The sequence below is a fragment of the Streptomyces galbus genome, assembly GCF_005280195.1.
In the GTDB taxonomy this organism is placed as follows: domain Bacteria; phylum Actinomycetota; class Actinomycetes; order Streptomycetales; family Streptomycetaceae; genus Streptomyces; species Streptomyces galbus.
Genome location: NZ_SZPR01000018.1, coordinates 263899 through 277682, shown reverse-complemented (window position 1 = coordinate 277682; position 13784 = coordinate 263899). Strand labels below are relative to the sequence as shown.

The 13784-nt window shown below is 75.2% G+C and carries 10 protein-coding genes; 1 reads left to right on the top strand and 9 read right to left on the bottom strand.

Annotated elements, in window-relative coordinates; genetic code table 11:
- Nucleotides 1–120: 120 nt before the first annotated feature.
- Nucleotides 121–396 carry a hypothetical protein gene (locus E4U92_RS22450; protein ID WP_137302232.1) on the bottom strand — a complete coding sequence of 92 codons (276 nt, stop codon included), beginning with the start codon at nucleotides 394–396 and terminating at the stop codon, nucleotides 121–123.
- A gap of 196 nt (nucleotides 397–592) precedes the next feature.
- On the opposite strand from E4U92_RS22450, the gene E4U92_RS22445 reads away from it, so the two are divergent.
- A complete protein-coding gene (locus E4U92_RS22445; protein WP_229862717.1) occupies nucleotides 593–2107 on the top strand; it encodes a serine/threonine-protein kinase in 1515 nt (504 codons plus the stop codon).
- On the opposite strand, the gene E4U92_RS22440 is transcribed toward E4U92_RS22445, so the two are convergent.
- The 8 genes from E4U92_RS22440 to E4U92_RS22405 form a co-directional block, all read right to left on the bottom strand.
- Nucleotides 2074–2892: a TrmH family RNA methyltransferase gene (locus tag E4U92_RS22440; protein ID WP_137302231.1), complete on the bottom strand. Its 819-nt coding sequence runs from the start codon at nucleotides 2890–2892 to the stop codon at nucleotides 2074–2076. The genes E4U92_RS22445 and E4U92_RS22440 overlap by 34 nt on opposite strands.
- 64 nt (nucleotides 2893–2956) lie before the next feature.
- A complete protein-coding gene (gene cobA, locus E4U92_RS22435) occupies nucleotides 2957–4198 on the bottom strand; it encodes a uroporphyrinogen-III C-methyltransferase (RefSeq protein WP_137302230.1) in 1242 nt (413 codons plus the stop codon).
- Nucleotides 4199–4435: 237 nt separating this feature from the next.
- Entirely contained in the window at nucleotides 4436–8482 is a 4047-nt protein-coding gene (gene cobT / locus E4U92_RS22430; RefSeq protein WP_137302229.1) for a nicotinate-nucleotide--dimethylbenzimidazole phosphoribosyltransferase, read from the bottom strand.
- 346 nt (nucleotides 8483–8828) lie between these two features.
- Nucleotides 8829–10040: a precorrin-6y C5,15-methyltransferase (decarboxylating) subunit CbiE gene (cbiE, locus tag E4U92_RS22425; RefSeq protein ID WP_137302228.1), complete on the bottom strand. Its 1212-nt coding sequence runs from the start codon at nucleotides 10038–10040 to the stop codon at nucleotides 8829–8831.
- A 142-nt stretch (nucleotides 10041–10182) separates the two neighbouring features.
- Nucleotides 10183–10821 carry a GNAT family N-acetyltransferase gene (locus E4U92_RS22420; RefSeq protein WP_137302227.1) on the bottom strand — a complete coding sequence of 213 codons (639 nt, stop codon included), beginning with the start codon at nucleotides 10819–10821 and terminating at the stop codon, nucleotides 10183–10185.
- Between the two features lie 128 nt (nucleotides 10822–10949).
- Nucleotides 10950–11783: a MetQ/NlpA family ABC transporter substrate-binding protein gene (locus E4U92_RS22415; RefSeq protein WP_137302226.1), complete on the bottom strand. Its 834-nt coding sequence runs from the start codon at nucleotides 11781–11783 to the stop codon at nucleotides 10950–10952.
- A 67-nt stretch (nucleotides 11784–11850) separates the two neighbouring features.
- Complete coding sequence (locus E4U92_RS22410; protein WP_137302225.1) at nucleotides 11851–12576, bottom strand: methionine ABC transporter permease; 726 nt, start codon at nucleotides 12574–12576, stop codon at nucleotides 11851–11853.
- Nucleotides 12573–13616 (bottom strand): methionine ABC transporter ATP-binding protein, encoded by a 1044-nt coding sequence (locus tag E4U92_RS22405; RefSeq protein ID WP_137302224.1) that lies wholly within the window; start codon nucleotides 13614–13616, stop codon nucleotides 12573–12575. Before E4U92_RS22405 ends, E4U92_RS22410 begins: the two co-directional genes overlap by 4 nt.
- Nucleotides 13617–13784 lie beyond the last annotated feature (168 nt).

The window sequence follows — 13784 nt, the reverse complement described above, 5'->3', positions numbered from 1 at the left end:
GCTTGACCTCAAATCTAGGGGTGCGCCGCCCGGCGGACGTCATGCCCTCGTACCGATTGCCGGGCCTCCCGGAGGATGAGCCACCTCCCGCCGTGTACTCCCCTGGGTGGAGACCGGGTCCTACGTCTCGGGGTCTTCCCTGAGGGGGTGCCCGGTCCGGCCCGGTTTCTCCGAGCCGTCCTCGCGCGGGACCGGCTGTTCGACCAGGGCGAGGACCCGGTTCGCCATGAACCTGGCCGTCCGCACGACCGCACCGGTACGGGTGACTTCGCTCACTTCGACCACCCCCCGGCGCACCGCCGTCTCCACCCGGCGGCCCGCCCTGCTGGCCACCACCTCGTACGTGCGCGTCGTGTCCCCGGCGTCCACGACGATTTCCACTCGGTCACCCTTCACGGGTCCAATCCCCCTTCTGTGACAGGTGGTTGAGGTCACCGGCCGACCGAACGCGCCCCGTTCGCCCGTCTTCTGACCACCCCTCAAGTGTCCCACCGGGGACTGACAATCCGTCGGGACGAGAGGGCGCGGCCTCTGCGCGCGAGCGGCCGTGGAAACGTAAGCTGTGCCACGTCACACGGACCGGGCAGCGGGGATGAACATGGCGATGATGCGCCTGAGGCGCGAGGACCCGCGCGTCGTCGGCTCGTTCAGGCTTCACCGACGGCTCGGCGCGGGCGGGATGGGCGTTGTCTACCTGGGCTCCGACAAGAAGGGCCAGCGGGTCGCCCTGAAGGTGATCCGGCCCGATCTCGCGGAGGACCAGGAGTTCCGGTCACGGTTCGCGCGCGAGGTGTCGGCCGCACGGCGGATCCGCGGCGGCTGCACCGCCCGGCTGGTCGCGGCCGACCTCGACGCCGACCGCCCCTGGTTCGCCACCCAGTACGTCCCCGGCCCCTCCCTGCACGACAAGGTCGCCGACGAGGGGGCGCTCGGGGCCGCCGAGGTCGCCGCCATCGGCGCCGCCCTGTCGGAGGGGCTGGTCGCGGTGCACGAGGCCGGCGTCGTCCACCGGGACCTCAAGCCGTCCAACATCCTGCTGTCCCCGAAGGGGCCGCGGATCATCGACTTCGGCATCGCCTGGGCCACGGGTGCCTCGACCCTCACGCACGTGGGGACCGCCGTGGGCTCCCCCGGCTTCCTCGCCCCGGAGCAGGTGCGCGGGGCCGCGGTCACCCCGGCCACGGACGTGTTCTCCCTCGGCGCCACCCTCGCCTACGCCGCGATGGCCGACTCGCCCTTCGGGCACGGCAGTTCCGAGGTGATGCTGTACCGGGTCGTGCACGAGGAGCCGCAGCTGCACGGCGTGCCGGACGCGCTCGCCCCGCTGGTGCGGGCGTGTCTGGCGAAGGACCCCGAGGAGCGGCCGAGCACCCTGGACCTCTCGCTGCGGCTGAAGGAGATCGCCGCGCGCGAGGCGCAGGGGGCCGGCGACGTGCGTCCGCCGGTGCCGCGCGCGCTGGAGGCCGAGCGGCCGACCGGGCGGCTGTCGGAGCCGACGTACCCGCAGCGGGCGCAGCGCCCGCCGGGCGGCCCGGGCACGCCGTCGCGGGGCGGGGCGCCCGCGTCGCGGGGCGGGGCGCCCGCGTCGCGGGGCGGGGCGCCCGCGTCGCGGGGCGGGACCGTCCCGCGGGGCGGCACCGGGGCGCGCGGCACGACCGGCTCGCGGGGTGCCGTCCCGGGGTCGCGCACCGGTACGCCGCGGCCCTCGTCCGCCGCCCGCTCGACCCCGTCGGGCCGTGGCACGCCGACCGGCGGGCGCAGCGGTCCGACCGGCGGGCGCGGCACACCGACCGGGCGCGGCGCCCGGCCCGGTACCGGCGGGCGGCCCGCCCAGCGCAACGGCTCCGGCCGTCCGGGGCCCCGGCCCACCGGGACCGGGCGGCGGCCCGCCAACCCGCGGCTGCTGCGGCAGCGGCTGTTCGTCTTCGTGGTCGTGACGCTGCTGGTCGCCCTCGGCATCGGCATCGTCCAGGGCTGCCAGGGACCGGCCCGCGGCCTGGGCGTCGACCACCACGGCGTCGTACGGCAGGACGTCGTACGGCGGGTTCCCGGAGTGCAGGCCGCCTCCGGGGATCAGGCCGTCGGGCGGCCCGTCGCCACGGCGTAGAAGGCGACCGCGGCCGCCGCGCCGACGTTGAGGGAGTCGACGCCGTGCGCCATGGGGATGCGGACCCGTGCGTCCGCGGCGGCCAGGGCCCGCGCGGACAGGCCGTCGCCCTCCGCCCCCAGCATCAGGGCGACGCGGTCCATCCGGTGCGGGGCCGCCTCGTCCAGGGAGACGGCCCTCTCGTCCGGGGTGAGGGCGAGCAGCGTGAAGCCCGCCCCGCGGAGCGCGTCGAGGCCCCGGGGCCAGGTGTCGAGCCGGGCGTACGGCACGGAGAAGACGGCACCCATCGACACCTTCACGCTGCGCCGGTAGAGCGGGTCGGCGCAGTCCGGGGAGAGCAGCACGGCGTCCATGCCGAGGGCGGCCGCCGAGCGGAAGATCGCGCCGATGTTGGTGTGGTCGTTGACGGACTCCATGACGACGACCCGGCGGGCGGGGCCCAGGAGCCCGGCCGCCGTGGGCAAGGGCTTGCGCTGCACCGAGGCGAGGGCGCCGCGGTGCACGTGGTAGCCGGTGACCTGCTCGGCCAGCTCGGGGGTGACCACGTAGACGGGCGCCGGGAGTTCGTCGATGACGTCCCGCATGACGTCGACCCACTTGGCGGACAGGAGCATCGAGCGCATCGCGTAGCCCGCGTCCCTGGCCCGCCTGATGACCTTCTCGCCCTCGGCGATGAACAGGCCCTCGGCCGGCTCGCGCCGGCGGCGCAGCTCGACGTCGGTCAGTCCGGTGTAGTCGCGCAGGCGCGGGTCGTCGGGGTCCTCGACGGTGATGAGTTCGGCCACGGGGTGATACTGCCTCGTCCTCGGTGGGCTGCCAAACGGCTGGTGACGGCCGTGCCGCGCGCGGTCACGCGCCTGACGCGGGGGTCCGCGCGCCGACGGCGACGACCTCGCCGACGACGATGACGGCCGGCGGCTTCACGTCCTCGGCGACGACCGTCTCGGCGACCGTCGCGAGGGTCGCGTCCACGCGCCGCTGGGCGGCCGTGGTGCCCTCCTGGACCAGGGCGACCGGGGTGTCCGGGGACTTGCCGTGGGCGACGAGCGTCTCGGCGATCCGGCCGATCTTGTCGACGCCCATGAGGATTACCAGGGTGCCGTTGAGCCGCGCCAGTGCGGGCCAGTCGACCAGCGAACGCTCGTCGTCGGGGGCCACGTGCCCGCTGACCACGGTGAACTCGTGGGCGACCCCGCGGTGGGTGACGGGGATGCCGGCCGCGCCCGGGACCGAGATGGAGCTGGAGATGCCGGGGACCACCGTGCACGGGATGCCCGCCTCGGCGAGCGCCTGCAGCTCCTCCATGCCCCGGCCGAACACGTACGGGTCGCCGCCCTTGAGCCGGACCACGGACCTGCCCTGCCGGGCGTGCTCGATCAGGGCGTTGTTGATGGCCTCCTGGGCCATGTACCGGCCGTAGGGGATCTTCGCCGCGTCGATCACCTCGACGTGCGGCGGCAGCTCGGCGAGCAGGTCGCGCGGGCCCAGCCGGTCGGCGATGACGACGTCCGCCTCGGCGAGCAGCCGGCGGCCGCGCACGGTGATCAGGTCCGGGTCGCCGGGGCCGCCGCCGACCAGGGCGACGCCGGGGGTGCGGGTGCGGTGGTGCGGGGCGACGAGCGTGCCGTCGCGCAGTCCCTCCACGACCGCGTCGCGGACGGCGGCGGTGTGCCGCGGGTCGCGGCCGCGCGCGTCCGTGGTCAGGACGGCGACCGTGACGCCCTCGCTGTGGCCCGTCGCCGGGGTCCAGGCGGTGGCCGCGTCGGCGTCGTCGGAGCGCACGCACCAGACGCGGTGCCGCTCGGCCTCGGCGGAGGCGGCGGCGTTGGCGTCGGGGTCGCTGGTGGCGATCAGGGCGTACCAGGCGTCGGCGAGGTCGCCGGAGGTGTAGACGCGCCGCTCCCAGGTGACCTCGCCCGCGTCCGCCATGGCCTCGACGGACGGGGTCGCCTCGGGTGACACCAGCAGGACGTCGGCGCCCGCCGCGATCAGGGCCGGCAGCCGGCGCTGGGCGACCTGCCCGCCGCCGAGGACGACCACGCGACGGCCGGTGAGGCGGAGACCTACGGGGTAGGCGGGGTGTTCGGCCATGGCGGTACGGCTCCTCGTCCGGGCGGCGGCAGGGGTCCTGGGCGGCTGCCCGGGCCCCGGGCGACCGCGAAGGTCCTGGGCGACGGTACGGGGACGCCGGGGTCCCCGCGAGGTCGGGAAGGGCGCTGCGGCGGTGGAGCGGCCCTGACGTGCGGATTTTAGCCGTCCGCTCGGCGTACGGCGGGGCCGGGGGGCACGCGTGAGCGCGTGCCCCGCCGACCCCGGCGCGGTGCGGTGCTACTTCTCGGTGACGCCCGCCGAGTCGAACGTCGCCACCTCGTGCATCGCCCGGGCCGTGCTCTGCACCAGCGGCAGGGCGAGCAGGGCGCCGGTGCCCTCGCCGAGGCGGAGGTCCAGGTCGACCAGGGGGCGCAGGCCCAGCTTGTTGAGCGCGGCCACGTGGCCGGGCTCGGCGCTGCGGTGGCCCGCGATGCAGGCCGCCAGCACCTCGGGGGCGATCGCGCGGGCCACCAGGGCGGCGGCACCGGCGCTGACGCCGTCCAGGATGACCGGCGTCCGCAGGGACGCACCGCCGAGTAGCAGGCCCACCATCGCGGCGTGCTCGAAGCCGCCGACGGCCGCGAGGACGCCGATCGGGTCGGCCGGGTCGGGCTGGTGGAACTCCAGGGCCCGGCGCACGACCTCGGTCTTGCGGGCCAGGGTCTCGTCGTTGATCCCGGTGCCCCGGCCCGTCACCTCGGCCGGGTCGGCGCCGGTGAATACGGAGATCAGCGCGGCCGACGCGGTGGTGTTCGCGATGCCCATCTCCCCGGTGAGCAGCGCCTTGTTGCCGGCCGCCACCAGGTCGCGGGCGGTCTCGATGCCCACCTCGATGGCCTGCTGGGCCTCCTCGCGGGTCATCGCGGGGCCGGTGGTCATGTCGGACGTGCCGGCCCGGACCTTGCGGGGCAGCAGGCCGGGGGTGGCCGGCAGGTCGGACGCGACGCCCACGTCGACCACGCAGACCTCGGCGCCCACCTGGCTCGCGAACGCGTTGCAGACCGCTCCCCCGCCGAGGAAGTTGGCCACCATCTGGGCGGTGACCTCCTGCGGCCAGGGGGTGACGCCCTGGGCGTGCACCCCGTGGTCGCCGGCGAAGATCGCGACGGCCGCGGGCTCCGGGATGGGCGGCGGGCACTGCCGGGACAGGCCCGACAGCTGCGCGGAGATGATCTCCAGCATGCCCAGCGCGCCGGCCGGCTTGGTCATGCGCTTCTGCCGCTCCCACGCCTCGCCGAGCGCCTTGGCATCGAGCGGGCGGATGCCGGCGACCGTCTCGGCGAGCAGGTCGTGCGGGTCCTCGCCGGGCAGCGCGCGCCGCCCGTACGTCTCCTCGTGCACGACCCAGGACAGCGGGCGACGCTTGGCCCAGCCGGCCTGCATCAGCTCGGGCTCGTCCGGGAACTCGTCGACGTACCCGACGCACAGGTAGGCCACGACCTCCAGGTGCTCGGGCAGGCCCAGCGCGCGGACCATCTCTCGCTCGTCGAAGAAGCTGACCCAGCCGACGCCCAGGCCCTCGGCGCGGGCGGCGAGCCAGAGGTTCTCGACGGCGAGGGCCGAGGAGTACGGCGCCATCTGCGGCTGGGTGTGCCGGCCCAGGGTGTGGCGGCCGCCGCGGGTCGGGTCGGCGGTGACGACGATGTTCACCGGCGTCTCGAGGATGGCCTCGATCTTGAGTTCCTTGAACTGCTTCGCCCGGCCCTTGGGCAGCGACCTGGCGTAGGCATCGCGCTGGCGCATGGCCAGTTCGTGCATCGCGCGGCGGGTCTCGGCGGACCGGATGACGACGAAGTCCCAGGGCTGGGAGTGGCCGACGGACGGCGCGGTGTGGGCGGCCTCCAGGACGCGCAGCAGCACCTCGTGCGGGATGGGGTCGCTGCGGAAGCCGTTGCGGATGTCCCGGCGCTCGCGCATGACCTTCAGGACGGCCTCGCGCTCGGCGTCGTCGTAGCCGGGGGCGGCGGGGCCGGTGGGCCGGGCCGCCTCCTGCGTGGCGGGCCCGCTCTCCTCGTCCTGCTCGGCGGCCCTGGTGTCCAGGTCCTCCGCGCTCTGGGCGACCTCGGGGTCGGGCTCGGGGGCGGCCTCGGGGTCGGCGGCGCGGGGGGCGGGGACGGCGACGGGGGCCACGGGGGCGACCGGGGTGCCTGCCGCGACCGCCGTGTGCTGGTCGGCGGGCGGGGGCGTGAGGTCCGGGGCGGTGGGCGGCTGCGGTGCTTCCGGGGTCTGCGGCACCTGCGGCGCCTGGGGCAGGTCCGACAGCTCCGGCAGTGCCTGCGGGTGCACGGCGGGGCCGGGCGCGGCGGCGTGCGGCGCTTCCTCGGCCGGGGTTGCGTCGGGGGCCGGTGCGGCTTCGGCGGCCGGCGTGGGGTCGGCGGCCGGTGCGGCTTCGGCGGCCGGCGCGGCTTCCGCCGGGAGGGCGAGGGACTGCGGCGGGGTCGGCGTGGCGAGGTGCGGGGCGCCGGCCACCGTGCCGTCGGACGGCGCCAAGTGGTCCGGCGCCTGCTCGCCCTGCACCTGCGGGCCCGCCACGGGAGCACCCGGCGCGCTCTGCGCCTGGGCTGCGGGGTCGAGGTGCACGGGGCCTCCCAGCGGGGCGGGGACGGCCGGTGCGTCCGGGGTGGAGGGCGCGACGTCCGGGGTGGGGGAGGCGGCGTCCTGGGTGTGGTCCGTGGCCTCGTCCTGCGCCTGGACCTGGGCCTGCGGTTCGGGGTGGGGCCGGGCCTGGGCCTCGGGTGCCGTGGTCGCCGGCTGCGCGAGCTGGTCGGGGTCGGGAGTCGTACCGCCCTCCGGAGCCGACGGCTGGGCCTCGGTGACGGCGGCCTCGGCCTGCGGGGTGACGGGGGCGGCCGCAGGGGTCGGAGTCTCCTCGGCGACCGTCGGCTCGGTGACGGCGGCGACCGGGGGCGGGGCCTCCGCGAGGGCGTGGGCTTCCTCGGTGACGTCCAGGACGACCGCAGGCGCGAGCGTCTGGACAGCCGCCGGTTCGACAGGCGCGGGGGCCTGGGCCTCCTGGGGCTCGGGAACGGCCTGCGGCTCCGGAGCCCGGGCGGCGAGGGTGTCGGCGGGCGCGACCACGGCGTCCTGAGCCGGGGCCGGGGGGACCGCGGCGGCCGTGTCGGCGCCGGGCAGCGGCTCGGACGGCGCACGTGTGTCATCGGCCGCCGCGGCCAAGGCCTCAGGGGCGGCGACCGCCTGATGGACGGCGACGGGCTCCGGAGCCTCCTCGACGGGCTCGGCCGGCTCGACAGGCTCGGTCGACTCGACGGGTTCGACGGGCTCGGTGCTGCCGGCCTCTGCCGGTGCCGCCTCGACGGGCTCCGGCGCGGGCGTCTGCACGGGCTCGGGCGCGCCGGTCACCGGCGCCGCCGGCTGCTCGGGGCTCGCGGGGGCGGCGACCTGCTGCTCCGCGGGCAGACCGACGCCGGCGTCCTCGGCGGTGCCCTGGTCCGCGTCCCCGGGCACCTCGGCAGCGCCGCCCGCGACCGCCTCGGTCACCGTCACGGGCACGTCCGCGGGCGCGCCCGCGTCAGCCGTGCCGGGGGTCTGCGGAGCGGGGTCGACCGCCTCGGCCGCGGGGTGCGCCGCGGGGGTGTCCTCCTCGGCCGGCTGCGGGGCCGTGGCGGCGATGGCCTCCGTGGCCAGGCGGGTGACGACGGCCTGGGCCGCGCCCACCGGCTCCGGGTGCGGGGCGGCGGCGACCGGGCCAACCGTTTCGGCGGGGAGGCCCCCGGGAGCCGCTGCGGCCGGGGCGCCCCACGGCGCGGCGCCCTGCGGGGGCAGGTCACCGGTGGGCTGGGCGTCGAGGTACTCGGGGCCGGTCGCGGGCGGTCCGGGGCGGCGCACCGGGGCGCCCGCGGGGCCGCGGTCGGCGAGCGAGCGGACCGGGCTGGCGGAGGCGTCGGGGATCGGCGGGCCCAGGTGCAGCGGACGGCGCGGGGTGATCGGCGGGATCGGGGTGGTCGGCGCGGTGGGCACCGGGCGGCGCACGGCGGTCAGGTCGACGGCGCCGCTGTCCCGGCCGGACAGCTCGTGCGGGCCGGGCTCGTGGACACCGGGCTCGGCGGGGCCGGGCTCGTGCAGGGCCTCCAGGACCGGTTCCGGCGCGGGCGGCGGCACCTCGTTGCCCCAGGCCCCGCCGGAGCCGGGCAGCAGCAGGTCCTCGTCGGCGGCGGTGGTCTCGGAGAGGTAGGGGTACGCACCGGGCTCGGGAACGCCCGGCTGCTCCACCGTGCCTGCGCTCTCCGGCAGCCCCTCGCCCGGGATCTGGCCGGTGTCGGTCATGCGTACCCCTCGCCCATCGGTTAGTGCTCCTACGACCAGCTCACCCGGAACGGCGCACCGACCGCCCCGTTGTGAAGAACGAGCGTCCGTGCCCAGCGGCACGAACGACCCGCCCGAAAAAGACGACAAAGCCATTCAGTGGCATTGTCGCGGTCGTCCGGCCGTCGCGACAGCATGATCCGCGACGCTCCGCTGTGGACTGCGCCACGTTGCGCGTCCTCCGGTCACGCCGTACCACACGCACCCCAAAACGGATGGGTTTTCCGGACATTGACCGACGAGGTGCCGGGTGCCCGAAAGCGGTACGACGATCGGCCACCCTACCGCGCGCGGTACGACAAGAGGATCACGGGGCGCGATCCGGCAGAACCCCGCTGAGCAGGAACGCGACGCTCCGCTCCGTCTCCGTCCAGGCGCGCGTGTCGAGTTCGACGGACTGGATGAGGGCGCACTCGACGCGGTAGCCGTGTTCGCTCAGGTCGCGGCCGACGAGTTCGGCGGCGTCGCGGGTCATGGCGTGGGTGACGATGCACTGGGGGCGGCGGTCGGCGACCGCGGAGACGACGGCCGCGCCGCCGCCGGCGATGCGGACGACGTCCGGTTCGGGCAGGTTCTCCAGGACGTGCGGGGCGGTGCCGTGGACCACGTGGAGCTGGACGCCGTGGCGGCGGGCGGCGGCCTCGGTGCGGGCGCACGCCTCGGCGTCCCGGTCGACGGCGAGCACGGCGGCGCCGGCCCGTGCGGCCTCGGTGGCGAACGCGCCGCTCGCGCAGCCGATGTCCCAGACGAGGTCGCCCGTCCGGGGCCCGAGGCGGGCGAGTTGGGCGGCGCGCAGCAACTCCGCCTCGCCCTCGCCCAGTCCGCCGCCGTAGGCGTCGGCGGGCAGGGTCCAGCCGCGCGGTCCCGCCGCCGGGTCGCGCCCGGCGATCCAGTCGCCGTCGTCCCCGGTGGTGACCGGGCCGCCGATGACGATGACGACGTTGGGGTCGCGCCAGATGTGGTCGGCGGCCTTGTCGGAGGTGACGACGCTGACCTGCTCTCGGTCGGTGCCGAGTTCCTCGCACACCACGAAGGTGCGGTGGACGCCCTCCAGCAGCAGTCCGAGTTCGGCGGGGCCCGCGCCGGGCGAGGTGAGGACGGCGACCTTGGCGTGGGCGCGGCACACGTTGACCGCGCGGCGCAGGGTGCGGCGGTGGGCGACGACCACCTGGGCGTCGTCCCAGGGCATCCCGGCGCGGGCGAAGGCGGCGGCGACGGCGGACACGGCGGGCACGACCTCGACCTCGAGGCCGAACTCCGGTGCGCGCAGGGTGCGTACGACACCGAAGAAGCCGGGGTCGCCGTCGGCGAGCACCACCGCGGTGCCGCGGTGGGCGGCGATGCGGCGGGCGGCGAGGGTGACGCTGCCGAGGCGGATGCGTTCGGCGGCGGGCGGTACCTCGGGCAGCGCCAGGTGGTGGGCGGCGCCGGCCACGAGCGTGGCGGCGCCCAGTGCGGAGCGTGCCGCGGCGGTCAGCGGCGAGCCGTCCCAGCCGATCACCGTGACGCGGTCGGCCATGGTCGTCAGTCTCCCGGGGATGTGCGCGGGCTGCGGGCTCCGTGAGGGTACCTGGTCGCGCGGGCCGCGGCGCGGCGGCGGTCCCGGTCGGAGGGTCCGCGGGGTCGTGGGGGCGGTCGGTGCGGTCGGCCGGTCCGGCCGGTCAGTTCCAGTCGTCGTACGACGGGTAGCCGTCGCCGTCGGTGAGCCGGTCGGCGACGCCCTCCAGGTCCTCGGGGAGCAGGCTCCAGACGATGAGGTCGGTGCGGACGTCCGTCCAGGCCCCGCCGTCGTCCTTGGTGCGCGCTATCCAGGCGCCGCGCAGGACGCCCTCGCTGATACAGCCGATCTTCTGGGCGACCTGCTGGGAGGCGGTGTTGTCGGCGGCGGTGCGCAGTTCCAGGCGCTCGAACTTCTGGTCGTGGAACAGCCACTGGGCGGTGGCGAGGACGGCTTCGCTGGCGTAGCCCTCGCCGCGGGCCCAGGGGGCGACGACGTAGCCCATCTCCGCGGAGCGCACGCGCCAGTCGGCGTTGCGCAGGTGGACGGTGCCGACCAGGCGCTGGGTGAGGAACTCGGTGACGGCGAAGACGATGCCGCGGCCCGCGGTGCGTTCGGCGGGGGCGGTCCCGGTGACCCAGGCGCGGGCGTCGGCCTCGGTGTAGGGGTGGGGCACGGAGGTCCAGGCGACGACGAGTTCGTCGTTCATCATCTCGGCGAGGGCGTCGACGTCGGAGTCCTCGAAGGGGCGCAGGACCAACCGCTCCGTGCTGATGGAGACGTTGGGAAAGGTGCCAGTCATGCGCCGCTCCGTAACCTTCGGAAGAACCGTCAGGGCCTGCTGAACTGCCCAGCATGCAGCATGAAAGCACCTGACCGCACCACGGGGTCCACTGCCTTTCCGGCAGCGGACCCCGTGGGTGTGAGGGGTCAGAACGCCGGGACGACGGCGCCCTGGTACTTGTCCTCGATGAACTTCTTGACCTCGGGCGAGGTGAGGAGCTTGGCGAGCTTCTGCACGCGCGGGTCGTCCTCCTCGCCCTTCTTGACGGCGAGGAAGTTGCCGTAGGGGTTGTCCTTGGGGGACTCGGCGGCGATGGCGTCCTTGGCCGGGCTGAGGTCGGCCTCCAGGGCGTAGTTGCCGTTGATCACCGCGGCGTCGACGTCACCGAGGGAGCGCGGGAGCTGGGCGGCCTCCAGCTCCTTGAACTTCAGGCCCTTGGGGTTGGAGGTGACGTCCTTCGGGGTCGCGTCGTAGCCCACGCCGGACTTCAGCCCGATGACGCCGTTGGCCGCGAGCAGCTTCAGCGCGCGGGCCTCGTTGGTGGTGTCGTTCGGCAGGGCGACGGTGGCGCCCTTCTTGAGGTCGTCGAGCTTCTTGACGCCCTTGGAGTAGACGCCGAGCGGCTCCAGGTGCACGGTCGCGCCGGGCACGGCCACGATGTCGGTGCCGTTCTTCTTGTTGAAGTCGGTGAGGTAGGGCTGGTGCTGGAAGTAGTTGGCGTCCACCTCGCCCTGCTGGACGGCCGTGTTGGGCGTCACGTAGTCGGTGAACTCCTTGACCTCCAGCTTGAGGCCGGCCTTCTTCGCCAGGTGGTCCTTGACGTAGGTGAGGATCTCGCCCTGGGGGGTCGGGGTGGCGGCGACGGTGAGGGTGTCGCCGCCGTCGGCCTTGGAGTCGGAGCCCGAGCCGCAGGCGGAGAGCCCGAAGGTGAGGGCTCCGGCGGCGAGGACGGCGGTGGTGATCTTGGCGGTGTTACGCACGAAAAGTGCCTTTCCTGAAGGGTGGTGCGGCCCCGTCGTTGGGTGGACGGGGAGTTCGGAGAGGGGGTCAGGCGGTCTCGCTCGAGGCCGCGTCGGCCTTGAGCAGACGGAGCCTGGGGGCGGGGCCCGACCGGCCGTCGCGGCGGTGCAGCGAGCGGGCGGCGTAGTCGCCGGCGAACTGGATGAGGGAGATGACGACCGCGAGGATCGCCACCGTGATCCACATCAGCTCGGTCTCGAAGCGCTGGTAGCCGTAGCGGATGGCGATGTCGCCGAGCCCGCCGGCGCCGACCGTGCCGGCCATCGCGGAGTAGCCGATGAGGGCGACGACCGTGGTGGTGGTGCTGGCGATCAGGGAGGGCAGGGACTCGGGGACGAGGACCTTGCGCACGATGGTCCAGGTGTTGCCGCCCATGGCCTGCACGGCCTCGACCAGTCCGCCGTCCACTTCGCGCACGGCGGTCTCGACGAGCCGCGCGAAGAAGGGGACGGCGCCGATCGCGAGGGGCACGATGGCGGCCTCGCGGCCGATGGTCGTGCCGGTGATCCAGCGGGTGAAGCCCATGAGCGCGACCATGAGGATGATGAAGGGCATCGAGCGGGCGATGTTCACGACCTGCCCGAGGACCTTCTGCGCGACGACGTTCTGGAGCAGCCCGCCCCGGTCGGTCAGCACCAGCAGGATGCCCAGCGGCAGTCCGCCGGCGACGGCGATGAGGGTGGACCAGCCCACCATGTAGAGGGTGTCCCAACACGCCTGGGACAGCAGGGGCTGCATCTCGGACCAGGTCACTTGGCGCTCTCCTTCACCAGGGCGGTCTGCCGGGCGGCGGAGTCGACCACGTCGATCTGCAGGCCCTTCTCGCGCAGGAAGCCGATCGGCACGACGTTGTCCTCGTAGCGGCCGGGCAGTTCGATGCGCATCCGGCCGATCTGGAGGCCGCCGACGGTGTCGATGGCGGCGCCGAGGATCGAGATGTCGATGTTGTAGGTGCGGGCGAGCTGGGAGACGACCGGCTGGGTGGTCCGCTCGCCGTGGAAGGTGACGTCGAGGACGGTGCGGTCGTCGCCGGTGGCCTCGCCGCCGACCGGGAAGAGCGCGGCGGCCAGTTGGGAGCCGGGGGTGGCGAGCAGCTCGCTGACGGTGCCGGACTCGACGATGCGGCCCTTCTCCATGAGGGCGGCGGAGTCGCAGATCGACTTCACGACGTCCATCTCGTGGGTGATGAGCAGGACGGTCAGGCCGAGCTGGCGGTTGAGGTCGCGCAGCAGCGCGAGGATCGAGCGCGTGGTCTCGGGGTCGAGCGCGCTGGTGGCCTCGTCGGAGAGCAGCACCTTGGGGTCGCCGGCCAGGGCGCGGGCGATGCCGACGCGCTGCTTCTGGCCGCCGGAGAGCTGGGCGGGGTAGGCGCCGGCCTTGTCGGCGAGGCCGACCAGGTCGAGCAGTTCCAGCGCCTTGGCGGAGCGGGCCCGGCCGGAGGTGCCGAGGATCTCCAGCGGCAGTTCGACGTTGTCCTGCACGGTCCGCGAGGAGAGCAGGTTGAAGTGCTGGAAGACCATGCCGATGCGGCTGCGCGCCCGCCGCAGCTCCTTGCCCGCCCGTGGTCCGCGCCCGGCGAGGGCGGTGAGGTCCTGCCCGGCCACGGTGACCGTGCCGGCGGTGGGGCGTTCGAGCAGGTTGACGCAGCGGATCAGGGAGGACTTGCCGGCGCCGGACTGGCCGATGACGCCGTAGACCTCTCCTTCGCGGACGTGCAGGTCGACGCCGTCGAGGGCGGTGACCTCGCGACCGCGCGAGCGGTAGACCTTGGTGAGGCCCGAGGTGGTGATCACGTGGGTTTCCGTCACTGTCGAGTGCGCGGCGCGTCGTGGGCGCCGGCACGGGGCATGCAGGGTCGAAGGCAGCCCGGCGCGGCACGTCCGCGCGCGAGGGCGCGGTGGGACACGGGGAGCACGTGCGCGGGGGGCGGGCTCAGTCGCGTACGCGCGGCGTACGGCGGG